This window comes from Inquilinus sp. NPDC058860 (genome assembly GCF_042743185.1).
GTDB lineage: Bacteria > Pseudomonadota > Alphaproteobacteria > DSM-16000 > Inquilinaceae > Inquilinus.
In genome coordinates this window covers 67282-85029 of record NZ_JBHYMS010000023.1, presented here as the reverse complement: position 1 = coordinate 85029, position 17748 = coordinate 67282, and the positions used below count along the sequence as shown (strand labels likewise).

Genomic DNA, 17748 nt, shown 5'->3' with positions numbered 1-17748 from the left:
AGCCGCATTAACTTTTGACGTACCCGGTTCCGACCATCGGGTTTAATTCGAAGGCCGTCCGATGCGACCCGCCGGTTGATTTGATGTGGAGATGCGATCGATGGCCGCGACGTCCTGCGACGCCTGCCCGCTGCGCCGCCTGCCGCTGTTCAAGAGCAATACGGCGGAGGAGATCGACTTCATCGCCGGCATGCGCCGCGGCAACCTGAAGTACCCGGCCGGGGCGCAGATCCTGTCCCAGGGCGACGATGACAGCGACCTCTACACCCTGTTCTCCGGCTGGGCCTTCCGCTTCAAGGAGCTGGAGGACGCGCGCCGGCAGATCCTTAACATCCTGATGCCCGGCGACTTCATGGGCTTCCACATCGCGCCGCAGACCGGCGCGCACTACGGCATCGAATGCCTGACCGATGTCGAGGTCTGCGTCTTTCCCCGGCGGCGGCTGTGGGACCTGTTCCGCGCCCATCCCGGCCTGGCCTACGACATCACCTGGCTGACCGCGCATGAGGAGGGCATCGTCGACGACAACCTGCTGTCGGTCGGGCAGCGCGCGGGGGTGGAGCGGGTGGCGACGATCGTGCTCGCGGTCTACAAGCGGGCGCGGCAGCTCGGCCTCGTGCGCGACAACACGCTCGACTTCCCGCTGACCCAGGGCCACATCGCCGACATGCTGGGCATGTCGCTGATCCACACCAACCGGGTGCTGCGCCGGCTGCATCGAGACGGCGTCTTCACCCTGGCGCGGAAAAGGCTGCAGGTGCACGACACCAGTGCCCTGCGGTCGCTCGCCGCATGGGCCGAGGCGCCGGTGCCGAAGCGGCCACTGATCTGAATTTCCCCTGTTTCTCTCGTATGGGCTCGGTGCGCGGCGCTGCCGCGACGGCCGTCCCGTGCCGGACGTTGCAACCAAGAGGAGAAAATCACCATGGCGACCCGCAACCTCGAACAGGATGTCGATGCCCTGACCCGCACGCTGGCCGAGCTGCGGTCGGAGATCGGCGCGCTGGCCGGCCGCGCCGGCGGCGCCGCGCAGGATGCCGGCCGATGGGGCGCGCGCCGCGTCGGCCACGCGGCGGAGGCCGCGACCGGCGAGATCAAGGGCCAGGTGGCGGAGCGGCCGCTGACCGCCCTCGGCCTGGCCTTCGCCGCCGGCCTGGCGATCGGCCGGTTCCTGGTGCGCTGACACCGGCGGCACCCTCGGAACTCCCGGTGCCGAGGGGCCGTTACCTGACCGGTCCGTCTCGGATCGGTTTCCCAAGCTTGAGGAGAAGCCCATGATCGCACGCATCGTTCTCATCGCCGGGCTGCTGGCCGCCGGCCTCGGCATGGCCGCCTGCGAGAACACCGTCCGCGGTTTCGGCCAGGACACCCAGAAGGCCGGCCAGGGCATTCAGCAGTCGGTCCCGCCCGAGCGGCAGACCCAGCCGCAACCGATGCAGTGACCGCCGGTCCGGGCGGGTGGCATCATCCGCCCGGGCGCCTTGACCCCCCGTCCGCACCCGAAGGACGCGCATGGACCTGATCCGGATCGTCATCGCCATCCTGCTGCCGCCGCTCGGCGTGTTCCTCCAGGTCGGTTTCGGCGGGCACTTCTGGCTCAACATCCTGCTGACGCTGCTCGGCTACATCCCGGGCATCGTCCGTGCGGTCTGGGTGATCGCGAAGAAGTAGGCCTGCGGACTGGAAACCCGCGGCCGGATCGGACAGGCTGGCCGTCCCGTGGATCGGAGAGCAGTGATGACCGGCATCAGGACCGCCCCCTATGGCTTCTGGAGGTCGCCGATCACCTCCGACGTGATCGTGGCGCAGTCGATCGGCCTGTCCGAGGTGCGGCTGGACGGCGACGCCATCTGGTGGCTGGAGAGCCGGCCGCAGGAGGGCGGGCGCAGCGTGCTGATGCGGCGCGCGCCCGACGGCTCGGTCGTCGAGGTCAGCCCGCCGGCCGTGAACGTCCGCACCCGGGTGCACGAGTATGGCGGCGGTGCCTGGACCGTCGCCGACGACACCGTCTACTTCTCGAATGACCGCGCCGGCCCCGCCGGCACGCCGCCGGACCGCCGGCTGTATCGCCAGGCGCCGGGCTCGGCGCCGGCTCCCATCACCGCGGCCGCCGGCGAAGCCGGGGAGGAATGGCGCTTCGCCGACGGGCTGGTGGATCCGCGCCGGCGGCTGTGGATCGGCGTCGGCGAGCATCACGGGCCCGGCCGGGCCCATCCCGACAACATGATCGTCGCGGTGCCGCTGGAGGGCGAAGGGGCCGGCAGCATCCGCATCCTGGCCCAGGGCCACGACTTCTTCGCCTCGCCCCGGCTGTCGCCGGACGGCAGCCGCCTGGCGTTCCTGGCCTGGGACCATCCGGACATGCCCTGGGTCGAGACCACGCTGTTCGTCGCCGAGCTGGCGGCCGACGGGCTGCCGTCGCGGCCGCCGCTGGCCCTGGCCGGCGGGGCGGGCGAATCGGTGTTCCAGCCGGAATGGTCGCCGGACGGGCGGTGGCTGGTCTTCGTCGCCGACCGGTCCGGCTGGTGGAACCTGCAGCGCTGCGACGGCCGGGGCGGCCCGGCCGAGCCGGTGCTGCCGATGGCGGCGGAGTTCGGCCAGCCGCAATGGGTGTTCGGGATGTCGACCTACGCCTTCTCCGGCCCCGGTCGCCTGCTGTGCAGCTATATCGAAGGCGGCCTGGGCAAGCTGGCCCTGGTCGATCTCCTGACCGGCGCGCTGACGCCGATCGATCTGCCTTTCACCGACATCAGCTCGATCCGCGCCGACGAGCGGATCGCCGTGTTCCGCGCCGGCTCGCCGCGCGACCCTGCCCAGATCGTCCGGCTCGACCTCGCCGCCCGGCGCTGGGAGGTGCTGAAGCGGTCGACCGAGATCGGCGAGGACCAGGCGCTGCGCGGCTATTTCGCCGCGGCCCGGCCGGTCGAGTTCCCCACCGCGGGCGGCCGCACCGCCCACGGCCTGTACTACCCGCCGACCAGCCCGGACCATGCGGCGCCGCCGGGCGACGTGCCGCCCTTGGTGGTGAAGATCCACGGCGGACCGACCTCCGCCGCGTCCTCGACGCTGAACCTCGGCATCCAGTACTGGACCAGCCGCGGCATCGCCGTGCTCGACGTCAATTACGGCGGCAGCACCGGCTACGGCCGGGCCTATCGCGACCGGCTGAACCTGGCCTGGGGCGTGGTCGATGTCGAGGACGCGGTCGCCGGCGCCAAGTACCTGGCGGCGCAGGGCCTGGCCGATGCCGCCCGGTCGGTGATCACCGGCGGCAGCGCCGGCGGCTACACCGCGTTGGCGGCGCTGGCCTTCGACGATTACTTCGCCGGCGGCGCCAGCCATTTCGGCGTCAGCGACGCGGCCGCCCTGGCGCGCGACACGCACAAATTCGAGTCGCGCTATCTCGACTGGCTGATCGGCCCGTACCCGGCGGAGGCCGAGCGCTACCGCGAACGGTCGCCGCTGTTCCACGCCGACAGGCTGTCGAAGCCGGTGATCTTCTTCCAGGGCGACGAGGACGAAGTGGTGCCGCCGAACCAGACCGAGGCGATGGTCGACGCCCTCAGGGCCAGGGGCCAGCCGGTCGGCTACGTCCTGTTCGCGGGCGAGCAGCACGGCTTCCGCAAAGCCGCCAACATCCAGCGCGCGCTGGACGGCGAGCTCGCCTTCTACGCGGTCGAGATCTTCAAGACCGGGCTCGCATTCTAGAAGCGCGCCGGTGCGGCCGCCGGGCGCGGCTCCGCCGCCGGGACGATGCCGTCGGTCAGCAGCCCGTGCAGCTGTTCGAGATAGCCGTCCCGGGACCGGGCCGTCGGGTCCGAGGTCATGACCACGGTCAGGCCGAGATCGGGCACGACATAGACCATCTGACCGCCATAGCCCCAGGCGTAGTAGACCGGGTGGCCCTGCGCCTCGGTGATGAACCAGCCATAGCCGTAGGCATGGCCGGTGAAGGGCGACCGGGTGCGCGGCGTCCAGGACGCCTCGACCCAGCCTTCCGGCAGCACCCGCCGGCCGTCGATGACGCCGTCCCGGCGGTACAGCTCGCCGAAGCGCAGCAGGGCGCGGGGCGACAGCACCATGTCGTTGCCGCCGACATGGATGCCCTGCGGGTCGCGCGGCCAGTCCGGGATGGTGATGCCCAGCGGCCGGCCCAGCCAGTCGCGCATCAGCGCCAGCGTGCTGCGGCCGGTCAGCCGGGTCAGGGCCGCCGACAGCAGGTGGCTGTCGCCGGTCGAATACAGCATCCGCCCGCCGGGCCGGTCGATGAAGGGCCGGGACAGGATGTAGCGCACCCAGTCCGGGCTGCTGGTCCAGCGCCCGTAATTGGGACCGGAGGTGCGGTCGAGCCCGGCGCGCATCGACAGCAGATGGTCGATGGTGACCTGGGCCAGCAGCGGGTCCGGATCCGCCGGCAGCTCGGCGGCCAGAATGGGCGCGACCGGCTGGTCGAGCCCGGTGAAGACTCTGCGCTCGATGGCGATGCCGACCAGCGCCGACAGGATCGACTTCGACGCCGACTTGATGTTGACCGGCCGGTCCAGCCCGGGACCGCGGAAGGCGCGCTCGGTGACCGTCACCCCGTCCTGGGCGATGATCAGCGCCCGCAGCCGCGGCAGCGCCGCCGCCTGCCGCAGCACCGGCTCCAGCCCGGCCGGATCCAGCCGCGGCGCCGGCGCCGTCATGATTGTCGATGTCGGAGAGGCAGCGGAGGGTGCCGCCGCCAGCACGAGGCCGGACGCGATCAGGGGCAGGAGCCGGATCCGGAGCCGTCGCATTCCGCGAATGTGGGCCCGGCGCAGCGAAGCGCAAGGGGCCGGGGGTCTCCTCCGTAAGTCGCGTTTCCGCCGCCGGCCTCCCGGCCTAGGCTCGACGGGTTCGCAGCAATGGAGGCCGGTGATGCCGTGGCGCTGGCTGATCCCGATCCTGGTCCTGGTCGCCGGCCCCGCCGCCGGCCAGGCGCCCGAGCCGACGCCCGTACCGACGGTGGTGTTCCCGTTCGAACTGGCCGACACCAGCGGCGAGGCCGCGTCGCCCGGCCGTGACGCGCGGATCGCCCTGGCCACCGGGCAGCTGGCCCGCAAGCTGGAGCAGTCCGGCCGCTACCGGGCGGTCGACCTGGCCCCGCTGGCGGCGAAGGTCGCGGCGACGTCGCCCCGCTACAACTGCGGCGGCTGCTGGCTGGACGTGGCCCGGGAGAGCGGGGCGGATCTGGCGGTGCTGCCCGCCGTCCACAAGATCTCGACCCTGATCTCGACCATGGACATCTGGGTCGCCGACCTGCGCAGCGGCCAGTACGTCGCCCATGTCCAGGGCCAGATCCGCGGCGACACCGACACGGCCTGGCTGCGCGGCGTCGACTTCCTGGTCGACGAGCGGCTGCTGCGGCGACCGCCGCCATAGAAAAAGGGGCCGGCTGGGCCGGCCCCTTCGCATCGGTCCGTCCGCTGCTTACTTGGCCGGCTCGAAGGCCGTGCCGACGCGCTTGAACAGGGCGTAGCCGGACTTGGTGCGGTCGCCCTTGGCGTCATAGGCGATGTCGCCGATCACGCTCTTGTAGTCGCTGCCGTCATGCAGCGCCGCCGCCACCTTCTCCGGATCGGTCGAGCCGGCCTTCTTCGCCGCCTCGGCCCAGACCTGGACCGCGGCATAGGCGTAGAGGGTGTAGCCGGCCGGATCGATGTTCTTGGCCTTCAGCGCCGCGACCACGTCCTTCGCCGCCGGGTTGGTCTCGGGCGGGTTGTCGATGGTCAGCAGCACGCCCTCGCCGGCCGGGCCGACGATCGACCAGAAATCCTGGGCATACAGGCCGTCGCCGGAGATGAACTGCGCCTGCAGGCCCTGGTCGCGCATCTGCCGCAGCAGCAGCCCGGCCTCGTTGTACAGGCCGCCGTAATAGACCACGTCGATGCCCTGGGCCTTCAGCTTCGAGATCGTGGCCGAATAGTCCAGCTCGCCCGGCGTGATCGTCTCATACGCCGTCTCCTTCACCCCGGCGGCGTTGACCACCGCCTTGGTGGCGTCGGCCAGGCCCTTGCCGTAGGTGGTCGAATCCTGGACGAAGGCGATCTTCTTGTCCTTGAACTTGTCGGCGATGTAGCCGCCGGCGACCTTGCCCTGCTGGTCGTCGCGGACCACCGTGCGGAACACGGTCTTGTAGCCCTTCTCGGTCAGGTCCACCGCGGTGGCCGAGGGGGTGATCATGATGATCCCTTCCTCGTCATAGACCGGGGCGGCGGCGACCGTGGCGCCCGACAGGGTGTGGCCGACGACCATGGCCACCTTCTTGTTGACCATGTCGTTGGCGACCTGCACGGCCTGGCGCGGGTCGCCGGCATCGTCGCCGAACTCGACCACGATCTTCTCGCCATTGACCCCGCCGGCGGCATTGATCGCCTCGACCGCCGCTTCCACGCCGCGCCGCTCCTGCAGACCGTAAGGCGCGTTGCCGCCGCTCAGCACGAAGGCCGCCCCGATGGTGACGTCGGCCCAGGCGGCCGATCCGCCGAAGACGACGGCCATGGCCAGGGCCGAGGCCAGCGTCCCGCTGCGGAATCTGCTCATGCGAATCTCCCCTCTTCACTCCGGCGGGCCGGATGCCCGCACTTTGGGCAGAGGGTAAAGCGATTGCAGGCCCGGCGTGAATTCGTTTGTTGCGGAACCGGCGCTTCGGCCCGTCGCGGCTTCGTTTCGATCGGCCGGCCGGGCCTTGCCGTCAGGAAAATATCCCCGGCCGGATGCGATCGATCGGATTTGAGCCGAATCAGACCGTCTCGGTCACCTTGCTCAGGTTGCGCGGCGCGTCGGGCGACAGGCCGCGCGCCTCCGACAGGGCGGCGACGAAGGGGTAGAAGGCGCCGATCGCCAGGATCGGGTCCAGGGCCGGGTGCAGCGGCGGCGGCAGCGGCAGGGTGGCGCCCTCGACCCCCGGCGCACCGGCCAGCAGGACGTTGGCGCCCAGCCCGCGGAACTCCGCCGCCATCTTCAGCACGCTGTCCCGCCCGCCGTCGTTCGGGGCGTAGGCCAGCACCGGGTATCCGGCTTCGACCAGCGCCTTGGGGCCGTGCATGATCTCGGCCGCGCTCATCGCCTCGGCCTGCAGGATGCAGGTCTCCTTGAACTTCAGCGCGCTCTCCTGGGCGACGCCCAGGTTCAGGCCGCGGCCCGCCACCATCATCCGGTCGGCCTTCGCCAGGACCTCGACCGCAGGCGACCAGTCGCAGCGGACAGCCCCTTCCAGCGCTTCCGGCAGGCGCTGCAGCGCGGCCTTCAGCTCGACGTCCTCCGCCCATTCGGCCACCAGACGGGCGGCGACCACCAGGCTGGCGATGTAGGATTTGGTCGCGGCCACGGCGCGTTCGCGCCCGGCATGCTGGTCCAGCACCACCTCGGCCGCCTGGGCAGCCGGGCTGTCGGTCGCGTTCAGGATGGCGACGGTCAGCGCCCCGCGCTCGCGGGCCCGGCGCACCGGCGTCACCAGGTCCGGGCTGCGGCCGGACTGCGACACCGCGATGGCCAGGCTGCCCTTCAGGTCCAGGTCGGAATGGCCCAGCGTCTCCAGCGACGGCGGCAGCGAGGCGGTGACGACGCCCAGCCGGCTGCCCAGCAGATAGGCGGCGTAGGTCGCGGCGTGGTCGGAGCTGCCGCGGGCGATGGTCACGGCGAAGCGCGGCCGGTCGGCGCGCAGCCGGGCGGCCAGGTCGCGGACCAGCTCCGCGTCGGCGGCCAGGAGGTCGGCGATGCGGGCTGGGGCCTCGCGAGCCTCCTCAAGCATGATCGAGGTCAATCGACTCTCCTTCGACATGGACGCTGGTGACCTTCAGGTCGGCGTCGAGAACGACGATGTCCGCCCAGGCGCCGGGCGCCAGGCGGCCGCGATCGGCCAGGCCGAGATAGTCGGCGGCCAGGGTCGAGGTGCGGCGCGACGCCTCCTCCGGCTTGAGGCCGATGGCGACGAGATTGGCGAAGGCGCGGTCCATGGTCAGGCAGCTGCCGGCCAGGGTGCCGTCGTCCAGCCGCACGCCGTTGCCGCATTTCCGCACCGTGTGCCGGCCCAGCCGGTAGTCGCCGTCCGGCATGCCCGAGGCGGCGGTGGCGTCGGTGACGGCGTAGAGCGACGGGATCGCCCGCAGTGCCGCCCGGATCGCGCCGGGATGGACGTGCAGCAGGTCGGGGATCAGCTCGGCATGGTCGGCATGGGCCAGGGCGGCGCCGACGATGCCGGGGGCGCGGTGGTGCAGCGCCGTCATGGCGTTGAACATGTGGGTGACGCCGTCGACCCCGCGCGAGAAGGCGTCGGCCGCGGTCTCGTAGTCGCAGGAGGAATGGCCCAGCTGCACCCGGATGTCGCGCGCGGCCAGGAAGGCCTGCAGGCTGCCGTCGGGGTCGGCCTCCGGCGCCCAGGTGACGACCCGGATGTCGGCGCGGTCGCAGAAATCCGCCATCCGTTCGAGATCGGCGGGGATGGCATAGGGCGGCTGCGCGCCCAGCCGGTCCGGGCTGATGAACGGGCCTTCCAGATGCACGCCCAGCACCCGCGCCTCGCCCGGCCGCCGTCCCGCGATCACCCGGCCGGCGCCGTCCAGCGCCGTCTCGATCTCCTCGACCGGCGAGGTCATGGTGGTGGCCAGCAGCGACGTCGTCCCGTGCCGGGCATGGGTGCGGGCCAGGGTGCGGACCGAGGCCTCGCCCTCCATCGCATCGGCGCCGCCGCCGCCATGGCAATGCAGGTCGATGAAGCCGGGAACGATCATCGGGCCATCCAGGCCTTCGACCGGCTCGATGCCGCGGATATGGCTGTCGAAGCCGATGCGGCCGGCGACCCAGCCCGCGGGCGTCAGGATGCGGCCTTCCAGAACACGGGTCATGCGTCGCTCCAGGCTTCGCCGGGGGCCAGGGACCGGGCCAGCAGCACGGCGCCGTCGCGGGCATCGCCCCGCGGCGGGCGCAGACGGGCGGTGATCGTCGGGTCCATATAGGGGCGCAGCGGTGTCGCCAGGCTGCCGCCGGCGCAGAAGGGCAGGGTGCCGTCGGGGTCCAGGGCGCGGGCCAACCGGTCGACCTCATGCCCGGCCTGCCGCATCAGTCGCACTGCGGCGGGGTCTCCCTCTCCGGCCAGCCGGACCACGATCGGCGCCAGCGTGGCGTATTTGGTCGACGGCGCCTGGTAGGTCCAGGACAGGAGTTCCGGCCCGGTGGCGCCGCAGGTCTCGAACATCGCCCGGTGCAGGGCCGAGCCGCCGGGCGGGTCGACGTCGCGGCCGTCCAGCAGCTGCAGCGCCTCGCCCAGCGCCTTCAGGCCCAGCCAGGCGCCGCTGCCCTCGTCGCCGACCGGGAAGCCCCAGCCGCCGACCTGGCGGGTGGTGCCGTCGGCGGTAAGGGCGCCGCCGACCGTGCCGGTGCCCAGCGCGATCGCGGCGCCGGGCCGGCCGCCATGGGCGCCCAGCGTCGTGGCATGCGCGTCGGAGCACAGGCGGAGGCGGGCGAAGCCGGGCGCCTTGGCGCGGAACTCGGCGCGCTTGTCCGGTCGGCCGGTGCCGGCCAGGCCGCAGGCCAGCACCGCATCCGGATAGTCCGCCTCGGCGATGCCGGCCGCACCGAGCGCGATGCGGATCTGGGCCCAGGCGCCGTCGACGCCGAGGGTCAGGCTGGACGGGCCGGCCGTGCCCTCGCCCAGCACGCGTCCGTCCGGATCGACGGCGCGAAGCCTGGTGCCGGTCGCGCCGCCGTCGACGCCGATATGGATGCGGATCGCCATGCCCTGGTCCTGGATGCTGTCGCGCGGGACGCTAGCAAGTCGCGCCGGCAGCGTCATCGCGCTCGATGGTCTATACCACTCGCGCAGCGGCCGGGCCACAGCGAATGGCGTTTCCCCACGACCGATTTCGAGATTATTGTTCCAAGAGTTGGAACGTTTGGAACGAACATTCATGGCAGGGACGGAAGCGGCAACGGTCGAGCCGGCGCCGGACAGCTTCGAGGCGCTGCGCGGCGCCATCGCCGCCCGCTACCCGGCGCTGAGCAAGCGGCTCAAGACCATCGCCGAATTCGCCCTGGCCCACCCCGACGTGATCGCGCTGGAGACGGTGGCGGTGATCGCCGCCAAGGCCGAGGTGCAGCCCTCGGCCCTGGTCCGCTTCGCCCAGGCGCTGGGCTTCGACGGGTTCTCCGAGATGCAGCGCCTGTTCCGGGCCCAGCTGGTGGAGCGCATGCCGAGCTACGAGGCGCGTATCCGTACGCTCGACGCCCGCTTCGGCGGGGCCGGGGCGTCCGGCCCGCTCAACGCCTTCATCGACATCTCGGTCGGGGCGCTGGAGCGGCTGCGCGGCGACGTCGACCCGGCGGTGTTCGCCCGGGCGGTCGACATCCTGGCGCGGGCCGACTGCATCCATCTGGCGGCCCAGCGCCGGTCCTTCCCGATCGCGGTCTACCTGTCCTACCTGCTGGCCCAGCTCGACCGGCCGGTGCATCTGCTCGACAATTTCGGCGGCATGCTGGCCGAACAGTCGCGGGCGATCCGCCCGGGCGACGCACTGTTCGTCGTCACCTTCCGCAGCTATGCCCCGGATGTGCAGGAGGTGGCGCGCCGGGCGCGTGCCGCCGGGGTGCCGATCGTCGCCATCACCGACAGCGACCTCAGCCCGGTCTACCCGATCGCCGATGCCTGCTTCGTGGTGCATGAGGGCGAGATCGACGCCTTCCGCTCGCTCTCCGCCACGCCCTGCCTGGCCCTGACCCTCGCCGTCGCGCTCGGCCGCCGGCACGAGGCGCAGGAGGGCTGATCCGCTACGGCAGACGGGCGCAGAGCAGCAGGGTGCCGGCATCGGTGCAGCCGTGCAGCCGGCCGTCGTCGAGGATGCGGCCCAGCTCCGCCGCCAGCTCGGGCGCAGGGGCGACACTGTCCAGATGCCGCCGGGCGGCCGCCTCCAGCTCGGTCAGCGATCGCGGATTCAGCTCCAGCCGGCAGGCATAGTCGATTCCGAGCGGACCGGAGGCGAGCAGCGGGTCGATCAGGTCACGCGGCCTGGGGCAGGGGTTGTGCACCATGCCCATCCGGCGGTCGATCCGCTTGCGCCAGTCGTCGAGGTCGCGCATCACCCGCTGCGACGGCAGCGCCTCGTCGTACCAGCCGTCCAGGACCAGCACGGCGCACCGGGCCACCCGGGCCGCCTCGTGCAGGGCCCTGGGCAGGTGCTCGATGTGATGCGCGACATATTCGAAGGTGACCACGTCGAAGCTGTCGTCGGCGAAGGGCAGGGCCTCGGCCCGGCCGGGCTGGACCTCCAGCCCCGCCGCCCTCGCCCGCTCGGCGGCCGCGTCCTCCGGCTCCAGGCCGACGCCGCGCACCGCGCCGTCGGCGATGATCGCCCGCAACAGGGCGCCCTCGCCGCAGCCCACATCCAGCACCGAGGCCGGGCGAAGGGCGCGCAGCGCGGCCAGAAGCTCCGGCTTGCCGTCGCGGGACGGGCGGGGCGCGGGCTCGGTCCGCGGCACCATCATGGTCGGGGTCATGCAGCTCCTCCTCTGGTCGCGGGGAGCCTAGGTTGCCCAACGGGCGTCCGATACCGCATGATCCGACAGAATATGTGCGAAATCGGACACGGGCGAGATCGCGTGGCGGAGAGCTGGATCCAGGTCGAGCGCGACCCCTTCCCGGCCGGCTTCTCGGGGCAATGGCACCATCATCCGCTCGCCCAGCTGATCTACCCGGGCCGCGGCGTGATGGTGCTGCACACGCGCCACGGGCAATGGGTGGTGCCGCCGCTGCAGGGCTGCTGGCTGCCGGCCGGCGAGGAGCACCGGGTCGAGACCTCCGCCGGCTTCGAGATGCTCAGCGCCTATTGCCGCGGCCCGCTGCTGCGCCGGCTACCGGATCGCTGCGGCGTCGCCGCGGTCAGCCCGCTGCTGCGCGAGGTGATCCTTGCGCTGGAAGGCGGGGGCGCGGCGGGCCGGGCCCGGCACCGCCTCTGCCTGGTCTTCGCCGACGAGCTGCGGCTGGAGCCGGCGCCGCGGCTGTTCCTGCAGCCCCTGGCGTCGCCGGCGCTGCGGGCGATCGAGGCGGCCCTGGCGGCGGAGCCGGCGCATGCCGGGACCCTGGCCGAATGGGCGATACGGCTGGGCACCACCACCCGGTCCCTGGCCCGGGCGTTCCAGCGCGAGGCGCGGATGAGCTTCACCGCCTGGCGCCGGCAGGTCCGGCTGGGGGCCGCCCTGGTCCGGCTCGCCGAAGGCGCGTCGGTGACCGCCGTGGCGCACGATCTCGGCTTCGGGTCGGCCAGCGCCTTCATCCGCGACTTCCGCCGGGCCACCGGGGTGACGCCGAAACGCTGCTTCCGGCCCGCGCCGCCCGGCTCCGGGCCTGCCATGCGCGAAACGCCCGGGACGGGGGCCTTGCCTTTCGGTAACGATGGCGGACGCCAACGACCAGCCGGAGGACGCCGCCCGTGATCCCCAACTCCACCGCCGCGCGCGACGTCGCCTATCTGCTGCACCCCTACACCAATCTCAGCGCCCATCGCGAGACCGGGCCGATGGTGATCAGCCGCGGCAAGGGCATCCACGTCTATGACGAGGAAGGGCGCGAATACATCGAGGGGCTGGCCGGCCTGTGGTGCGCGGGGCTCGGCTTCGACCAGGAGCGGCTGGTCGAGGCGGCGACGCGGCAGATGCGGCAGTTGCCCTTCTACCACGCCTTCGGCGGCAAGGTGCCGGACGTGCTGGTCGATCTGGCCGAGGCGCTGATGGCGATCGCGCCGAAGCCGCTGGAGCGGGCGCTGTTCGTCAACTCCGGCTCCGAGGCCAACGACCTCGCGGTCAAGATCGCCTGGTACGTCAATAACGCGCTGGGCCGGCCGGAGAAGAAGAAGATCATCGCCCGCCGCAAGGCCTATCACGGCGTCACCGTGATGGCGGGCAGCCTGACCGGCCTGGCCTATGCCCAGGACGGCTTCGACCTGCCGGTCGGCCGGGTGGTGCATGTCGACACGCCGCACCACTATCACGGCGCCGAGCCGGGCGAGAGCGAGGAGGACTACGCCACCCGCCTGGCGGCGCAGCTGGAGGCGACGATCCAGGCCGAGGGGCCGGAGACGGTGGCCGCCTTCATCGCCGAGCCGGTGATGGGCGCGGGCGGCGTGATCGTGCCGCCGCGCGGCTATTTCGAGAAGGTGCAGGCGGTGCTGCGCCGGCACGACATCCTGTTCATCGCCGACGAGGTGATCTGCGGCTTCGCCCGCACCGGCAACTGGTTCGGCTGCGATACGTTCGGCATCCGGCCGGACATCATGACCGTGGCCAAGCAGCTGTCGGCCGGCTTCCTGCCGATCGCGGCGACGCTGGTCTCCGGCCCGGTCTATGAGGCGCTGGTGGCAGGCAGCGACAAGCACGGCATGTTCGGCCACGGCAACACCTATGGCGGCCATCCGGTGGCCGCGGCGGTGGCGCTGGAGACGCTGAAGATCTACCGCGAGATGGACATCGTCGGCCGGGTCCGACGGGTCGGCGCCGCGCTGCAGGAGGGGCTGCGCGGTTACGTCGGCCATCCGCTGGTCGGCGAGGTGCGCGGCCTCGGCCTGATCGCCGGGGCCGAGTTGGTGGCCGACAAGGCCGCCCGGACCAATTTCGACAAGGCCCGCGGCATCGGCGCCGGCCTGGTCCGCCGGGCCCAGGCGCATGGCCTGCTGACCCGCGCCATGCCGGGCGACGTCATCGGCTTCTGCCCGCCGATGATCATCGACGAGGCGGGTGTGGCCGAGATGCTGCACCGCTTCGAGCTGGCGCTGGACGAGACCTGGTCGGCGCTGCGCGAGGCCGCGTGATGGCGGCCGACGCGCTGCCGCCGGTCGAGGCGCCCCCTGTGGAGGCGGTCGTCGACCTAGCGCGCCAAGCCGGCCGGGTGGTGCTCGAGATCTATGACAGCTTCGACGGCGCCAGCCTGCGCAAGGACGACGGCAGCCCGGTCACCGCCGCGGATCACGCCGCCGAGGCGCTGATCCTGCCTGGCCTTCACGCCCTGCTGCCGGGCGTGCCGGTGGTGGCCGAGGAGCATTGCGCCGCGCACGGCATCCCGGCCGCGGCCGATCGCTTCTGGCTGGTCGACCCGGTCGACGGCACCAAGGAGTTCCTGCGCCGCAACGGCGAGTTCACCGTCAACATCGCCCTGGTGGTGAAGGGCGTGCCGGTGCTGGGCGTGGTCGAGGCGCCGGCCTTCGACCGCCGCTTCTGGGCCGCCGGCGGGATGGCGTGGCAGCAGCGGGGCGACGAGGCGCCGCGGCGGATCGCGGTGCGGCCGCCGCCGGCGGAGGGGCTGGTGGTGCTGACCAGCCGGTCGCATCGCGACGATCCCCGGCTCGACGCGGCGCTGCAGGGGCGCCGCGTTGCCGAGCGCCGGATTCTCGGCAGCTCGCTGAAGATCGCGCTGATCGCGGCGGGGGAGGCGGATCTCTATCTCCGCTTCGGCCCGACCATGGAATGGGACACCGCGGCGGCCGACGCTGTGCTGCGCGCCGCCGGCGGCGTCATCGACGACGCGTCGTCCGGCCGCCCTCTGGCCTATGCCAAGCCCGGCTTCGCCAATGCCGGCTTCATCGCGCGCGGGCCTGCGGCCGGCTGATCCCACCGCCTCCCGGCACAAAAGCAAAGGGCCGTCCCGATCGGGACGGCCCTTTGCTTTTGGAAATGCCGGATCCCGGATGAAGAAAGGGGCGCCCCGAAGGACGCCCCAATCTCCCGATGGGATCTTTAAAGACCGTCTTAGTTGATGACGATCTCGACGCGGCGGTTCTGCGGCTCGCGCACACCGTCGGCGGTCGGGACCAGCGGATCGGACTCGCCGACGCCGCGGGTGACGATCAGGCTGTCGGCAACGCCGTCCGCGACCAGCTCGCGGCGGACCGACTCGGCGCGACGCACCGACAGGGCCTGGTTGTACCGGTCCGAGCCCGAACGGTCGGTGTGGCCGGTGACGTCGATGCGGGTGGTCTTGCCCTGGAGGGCATCAGCCGCGGCCGAGGCCACGATCTGCTTGGCTTCCGGGGTCAGACGCGAGCTGTCGAAGTCGAAGAACACCAGGTAGCTGCGGCCCTCGACGACGACCGGCTGTTCGACCACGGCCGGGGCCGGGGCGAAGGTGTAGCGGACGCCAACCAGGATGGTGTGGTTGTTGCTGCTGTCGTACTTCAGCTTGGTGCCCTGGTCGCTGAAGGTCGGCTCGGTGTTGCCGAAGTAGCGGTATTCGAGGTTCGCGGCCAGGTTCGGCGAGAAGTTGTACGACACACCCGCGATGCCCTGGTAGGCGAACTGGGTGTTGAAGTCCTTGAACGTGTTGCCGCCAGCCTTGATCTCGCTGTCGAGCAGCGCGACACCGACGCCGGCGCCGATGTACGGCACGAACGGCGAGCCGAAGTCGAAGTCGTAGTAGCCGTTGGCCATGATGCCGATGGTACGGAAGTGGCCGTTCTTGGCGATCGTGCCGACCCCGTCGACCGACGCCTTGTCGAGGTCGTTGGTGCGCAGGCTCACTTCGGCGTCCGCACGGAACGAACCCCAGTCGTAACCGAGATAGATGTTGCCGGCCGGGCCGATGCTGTAGCGCGACTCACCGTCGATGTTGGTGCCCTTGACGCTCCAGCTGTCATCCTGGCGGATGTTGACGCCGGCGCCGGCACCGACATAGAGACCGGTGGCCTGATACTCCTGCGCCATCGCCGGGGCTGCAACGAGCAGGGCGGCCGCACCGACGGCGTACATCAAGTTCTTCTTCATATCCAATACCTCGCTGATCACGGTTCAACCGAGGTCTCGTCCCCCGCTTCCTTCAAGGGCTGCGACCAGACCGCTCCCTTTGGATGTACGATGGTCGGGCGTAGACCGCAATTGAAATGGACCGTGCTGTTGCGAATTTCGCGCAGTGTTGCAGCGATGCACCACCACCCTGCACGGCCATTCGCGACCGGGTTAACTGATTGTTTGGATTTTGGAAACCGAAAAGCATCGGCCTCGGCGAGGCGGCGCGAATGCAACAAGACCGTGACAGGACCGGCTTCGCTCCGGAATTTCCGGAATCCGAATATTTATCAACAATTCCAACAGATTGGATCAGGGACTTGCGGTTGGGCCGTCATTATCTCCTTGCGCCGGTGAAACCCGGCGGCTCCGCCCCCCGTCCGCCGGCCGCGGAGGAAGGCCCGGCGGACCGGAGAATCACCCGCTTCAGCGCAGCCGGTTCCGCACCAGCAGGGCGATGCCGCCGGCGCGCTGCTCGGCCGCCGCCAGAAGGCGGTCGCGGCTGTCGGCATAGACCTGGCGGCGGGCGGCGTCGTCGAGGCCGCGGAGATTGACGTCGACGGCGTAGAGCACCGCCTCGACCGCGCCGCGCAGGGTCGCGGCCCCGGCGCCGACGTCGCTGACGATCTGGGTCGCCGCCAGCGTGGCGGCCTGGTTGGCGAGGTCGATGCCCTCCAGCGCCGTCTGGGCCGCGTTCAACGGGACCTCGGTGGCGGCGACCGTCGCCTGCCGCAGCGCGTCGCGGCGCGCCGCCTTCTCTTCCTCGGTCGTCTTCGGCAGCTTCAGCGCCGCCATATAGGCGTCGAACACGGCGATGTCGGCCTCGGCATGGGCCGACAGCTCGGCGATCAGCCGCTCGCCCGACAGGATCAGCGTGTCGAGGAAGCCCCGGTCGGCCGCCTTGTTGGCGGTGATGCGCAGTGCCATCACCACGAGGCCGAGGCCGAGCGTCGCCGACACCATGGCGGCGGAACCGCCGCCGGGGGTCGGCGAATCGCTGGCCAGCGTGTCGCGGAAGGTGCCCAGCGGCCAGCGCCACAGGCTGTCTTCGGACTCCGTTGTCATCACAACCTCCCGGCACGGCGCTGCAGGTCCACGGCCTGCAGCAGGTTGGCGAAGATCAGGGTCGCGGTCAGCGGTCCAACGCCGCCCGGCACCGGCGTCAGCGCCGCCACGACCGGGCGGACGCCGTCGGCATCGACATCGCCGACCACCCGGCCGTCGACCACCGAGATCCCGGCGTCGACCACCACCTGGCCCGGCCGGACCATCGCCCCGCCGACCAGGCCGGGCCGGCCGGCGGCGACGAAGACGATGTCGGCGGCGGCGACGGCGGCGGCCAGGTCGCGGGTGCGGCTGTGGCACACCGTCACCGTGGCGTCGCGGTTGACCAGCATCGGCGCCAGCGCCCGGCCGACGGCGCGGCCGCGGCCGACCACCACGGCGCGGGCGCCCTTCAGGTCCGCCGCCGTCTCGGCCAGCCGGATGCAGGCGGCCGGGGTGGCCGGCAGCAGGGCATCGGCCTCGCGCCCGGCGGCGATCAGGCCGAGATTCTGCGGCGTCAGCCCGTCGACATCCTTCAGCGGGTCGAGCCGGCGGATCGCGACCTCGACATCCAGCCCGGCGGCCAGCGGCAGCTCCAGCAGGATGCCGTGCACGCCGGGATCGGCCGACAGCGCGGCGATGCGGGCGTCGAGCGCGGCCTGCCCGCCGGCCGGATCGACCGTCTCGACCCGGAAGCCGAGGCCGAGGGCATCGGCGGTGCGCTGCTTGGCGGCGGCGTAGCGGGCGACCGCGGCGTCGTCGCTGGCCACCACCACGGCCAGGCAGGGGCGGTGGCCGGGCGGCGTCTCGGCCAGGATCCGCGATCGGATCCGCTCGGCGATCGGCTTTCCCAGCAATGCGGCGGCTTCGGCCATGGCGAGATCCCGTTCAGCGTCCGGCCCGGGAATACACCACGGCGGC

General features: G+C 71.7%; 19 protein-coding genes. 10 read left to right on the top strand and 9 right to left on the bottom strand.

From position 1 onward, the window contains the following. Positions 1–100 precede the first annotated feature (100 nt). From ACFW16_RS17670 to ACFW16_RS17650, 5 genes are all read left to right on the top strand, one after another. Positions 101–832 carry a Crp/Fnr family transcriptional regulator gene (locus ACFW16_RS17670; RefSeq protein WP_380307295.1) on the top strand — a complete coding sequence of 244 codons (732 nt, stop codon included), beginning with the start codon at positions 101–103 and terminating at the stop codon, positions 830–832. 93 nt (positions 833–925) lie between these two features. Next, complete coding sequence (locus ACFW16_RS17665; RefSeq protein WP_380307293.1) at positions 926–1183, top strand: hypothetical protein; 258 nt, start codon at positions 926–928, stop codon at positions 1181–1183. A 91-nt stretch (positions 1184–1274) separates the two neighbouring features. Beyond that, positions 1275–1442, top strand: a complete 168-nt coding sequence (locus ACFW16_RS17660) for an entericidin A/B family lipoprotein (protein WP_380307291.1) — start codon at positions 1275–1277, stop codon at positions 1440–1442. A gap of 70 nt (positions 1443–1512) precedes the next feature. Then, positions 1513–1671 carry a YqaE/Pmp3 family membrane protein gene (locus tag ACFW16_RS17655; RefSeq protein ID WP_380307289.1) on the top strand — a complete coding sequence of 53 codons (159 nt, stop codon included), beginning with the start codon at positions 1513–1515 and terminating at the stop codon, positions 1669–1671. Positions 1672–1737: 66 nt separating this feature from the next. Continuing rightward, positions 1738–3708, top strand: a complete 1971-nt coding sequence (locus ACFW16_RS17650; protein ID WP_380307287.1) for a S9 family peptidase — start codon at positions 1738–1740, stop codon at positions 3706–3708. Here ACFW16_RS17650 and ACFW16_RS17645 read toward each other — a convergent pair. Then, the gene (locus tag ACFW16_RS17645; protein ID WP_380307285.1) at positions 3705–4685 is read right to left on the bottom strand and encodes a serine hydrolase domain-containing protein; all 981 of its coding nucleotides are present in this window, start codon (positions 4683–4685) and stop codon (positions 3705–3707) included. The two genes, ACFW16_RS17650 and ACFW16_RS17645, sit on opposite strands and share 4 nt — an antisense overlap. A 214-nt stretch (positions 4686–4899) precedes the next feature. Between ACFW16_RS17645 and ACFW16_RS17640 the strand changes: the two genes are divergently transcribed. After that, the gene (locus tag ACFW16_RS17640) at positions 4900–5403 is read left to right on the top strand and encodes a DUF3280 domain-containing protein (protein ID WP_380307283.1); all 504 of its coding nucleotides are present in this window, start codon (positions 4900–4902) and stop codon (positions 5401–5403) included. Between the two features lie 48 nt (positions 5404–5451). Here ACFW16_RS17640 and ACFW16_RS17635 read toward each other — a convergent pair whose 3' ends face one another. The 4 genes from ACFW16_RS17635 to ACFW16_RS17620 form a co-directional block, all read right to left on the bottom strand. Beyond that, positions 5452–6564 carry a branched-chain amino acid ABC transporter substrate-binding protein gene (locus tag ACFW16_RS17635; RefSeq protein ID WP_380307281.1) on the bottom strand — a complete coding sequence of 371 codons (1113 nt, stop codon included), beginning with the start codon at positions 6562–6564 and terminating at the stop codon, positions 5452–5454. Between the two features lie 199 nt (positions 6565–6763). After that, the gene (locus tag ACFW16_RS17630) at positions 6764–7786 is read right to left on the bottom strand and encodes an SIS domain-containing protein (RefSeq protein WP_380307279.1); all 1023 of its coding nucleotides are present in this window, start codon (positions 7784–7786) and stop codon (positions 6764–6766) included. Then, positions 7767–8867, bottom strand: a complete 1101-nt coding sequence (gene nagA, locus ACFW16_RS17625) for an N-acetylglucosamine-6-phosphate deacetylase (RefSeq protein WP_380307277.1) — start codon at positions 8865–8867, stop codon at positions 7767–7769. The genes ACFW16_RS17630 and nagA overlap by 20 nt, the downstream gene beginning before the upstream one ends. Then, the gene (locus ACFW16_RS17620; RefSeq protein ID WP_380307275.1) at positions 8864–9757 is read right to left on the bottom strand and encodes a BadF/BadG/BcrA/BcrD ATPase family protein; all 894 of its coding nucleotides are present in this window, start codon (positions 9755–9757) and stop codon (positions 8864–8866) included. Before ACFW16_RS17620 ends, nagA begins: the two co-directional genes overlap by 4 nt. Positions 9758–9929: 172 nt before the next feature. Between ACFW16_RS17620 and ACFW16_RS17615 the strand changes: the two genes are divergently transcribed. Then, positions 9930–10781 (top strand): MurR/RpiR family transcriptional regulator, encoded by an 852-nt coding sequence (locus ACFW16_RS17615; protein WP_380307273.1) that lies wholly within the window; start codon positions 9930–9932, stop codon positions 10779–10781. A 4-nt stretch (positions 10782–10785) separates the two neighbouring features. Here the strand turns inward: ACFW16_RS17615 and ACFW16_RS17610 are convergent, their stop codons facing one another. After that, positions 10786–11511, bottom strand: coding sequence for a class I SAM-dependent methyltransferase (locus ACFW16_RS17610; RefSeq protein WP_380307271.1), 726 nt, complete (start codon positions 11509–11511; stop codon positions 10786–10788). Positions 11512–11613: 102 nt separating this feature from the next. On the opposite strand from ACFW16_RS17610, the gene ACFW16_RS17605 reads away from it, so the two are divergent. From ACFW16_RS17605 to cysQ, 3 genes are read left to right on the top strand one after another with little or no spacing between them, the layout of a single operon-like run. Next, entirely contained in the window at positions 11614–12447 is an 834-nt protein-coding gene (locus ACFW16_RS17605) for an AraC family transcriptional regulator (protein ID WP_380307269.1), read from the top strand. Next, on the top strand, positions 12444–13817 hold the full coding sequence (locus tag ACFW16_RS17600) for an aminotransferase (protein WP_380307267.1): 1374 nt from the start codon (positions 12444–12446) through the stop codon (positions 13815–13817). Before ACFW16_RS17605 ends, ACFW16_RS17600 begins: the two co-directional genes overlap by 4 nt. Beyond that, positions 13817–14611, top strand: coding sequence for a 3'(2'),5'-bisphosphate nucleotidase CysQ (gene cysQ, locus ACFW16_RS17595; protein WP_380307265.1), 795 nt, complete (start codon positions 13817–13819; stop codon positions 14609–14611). The genes ACFW16_RS17600 and cysQ overlap by 1 nt, the downstream gene beginning before the upstream one ends. Positions 14612–14751: 140 nt before the next feature. Here cysQ and ACFW16_RS17590 read toward each other — a convergent pair whose 3' ends face one another. The 3 genes from ACFW16_RS17590 to ACFW16_RS17580 form a co-directional block, all read right to left on the bottom strand. Next, positions 14752–15783: an OmpA family protein gene (locus ACFW16_RS17590; protein ID WP_380307263.1), complete on the bottom strand. Its 1032-nt coding sequence runs from the start codon at positions 15781–15783 to the stop codon at positions 14752–14754. Between the two features lie 426 nt (positions 15784–16209). Continuing rightward, on the bottom strand, positions 16210–16848 hold the full coding sequence (locus ACFW16_RS17585; protein ID WP_380307261.1) for a cyclodeaminase/cyclohydrolase family protein: 639 nt from the start codon (positions 16846–16848) through the stop codon (positions 16210–16212). Beyond that, the gene (locus tag ACFW16_RS17580; RefSeq protein WP_380307259.1) at positions 16848–17702 is read right to left on the bottom strand and encodes a tetrahydrofolate dehydrogenase/cyclohydrolase catalytic domain-containing protein; all 855 of its coding nucleotides are present in this window, start codon (positions 17700–17702) and stop codon (positions 16848–16850) included. Before ACFW16_RS17580 ends, ACFW16_RS17585 begins: the two co-directional genes overlap by 1 nt. Between the last annotated feature and the right edge of the window lie 46 nt (positions 17703–17748).

What these genes read in the sequence shown, in the direction of transcription:
- ACFW16_RS17620 (WP_380307275.1), bottom strand. Translation starts at nt 9,757, where the DNA reads ATGGCGATCCGCATCCATATCGGCGTCGACGGCGGCGCGACCGGCACC.
- ACFW16_RS17655 (WP_380307289.1), top strand. Translation starts at nt 1,513, where the DNA reads ATGGACCTGATCCGGATCGTCATCGCCATCCTGCTGCCGCCGCTCGGC.
- ACFW16_RS17645 (WP_380307285.1), bottom strand. Translation starts at nt 4,685, where the DNA reads ATGACGGCGCCGGCGCCGCGGCTGGATCCGGCCGGGCTGGAGCCGGTG.
- ACFW16_RS17585 (WP_380307261.1), bottom strand. Translation starts at nt 16,848, where the DNA reads ATGACAACGGAGTCCGAAGACAGCCTGTGGCGCTGGCCGCTGGGCACC.
- cysQ (WP_380307265.1), top strand. Translation starts at nt 13,817, where the DNA reads ATGGCGGCCGACGCGCTGCCGCCGGTCGAGGCGCCCCCTGTGGAGGCG.
- nagA (WP_380307277.1), bottom strand. Translation starts at nt 8,867, where the DNA reads ATGACCCGTGTTCTGGAAGGCCGCATCCTGACGCCCGCGGGCTGGGTC.
- ACFW16_RS17635 (WP_380307281.1), bottom strand. Translation starts at nt 6,564, where the DNA reads ATGAGCAGATTCCGCAGCGGGACGCTGGCCTCGGCCCTGGCCATGGCC.
- ACFW16_RS17660 (WP_380307291.1), top strand. Translation starts at nt 1,275, where the DNA reads ATGATCGCACGCATCGTTCTCATCGCCGGGCTGCTGGCCGCCGGCCTC.
- ACFW16_RS17665 (WP_380307293.1), top strand. Translation starts at nt 926, where the DNA reads ATGGCGACCCGCAACCTCGAACAGGATGTCGATGCCCTGACCCGCACG.
- ACFW16_RS17610 (WP_380307271.1), bottom strand. Translation starts at nt 11,511, where the DNA reads ATGACCCCGACCATGATGGTGCCGCGGACCGAGCCCGCGCCCCGCCCG.
- ACFW16_RS17580 (WP_380307259.1), bottom strand. Translation starts at nt 17,702, where the DNA reads ATGGCCGAAGCCGCCGCATTGCTGGGAAAGCCGATCGCCGAGCGGATC.
- ACFW16_RS17670 (WP_380307295.1), top strand. Translation starts at nt 101, where the DNA reads ATGGCCGCGACGTCCTGCGACGCCTGCCCGCTGCGCCGCCTGCCGCTG.
- ACFW16_RS17640 (WP_380307283.1), top strand. Translation starts at nt 4,900, where the DNA reads ATGCCGTGGCGCTGGCTGATCCCGATCCTGGTCCTGGTCGCCGGCCCC.
- ACFW16_RS17650 (WP_380307287.1), top strand. Translation starts at nt 1,738, where the DNA reads ATGACCGGCATCAGGACCGCCCCCTATGGCTTCTGGAGGTCGCCGATC.
- ACFW16_RS17615 (WP_380307273.1), top strand. Translation starts at nt 9,930, where the DNA reads ATGGCAGGGACGGAAGCGGCAACGGTCGAGCCGGCGCCGGACAGCTTC.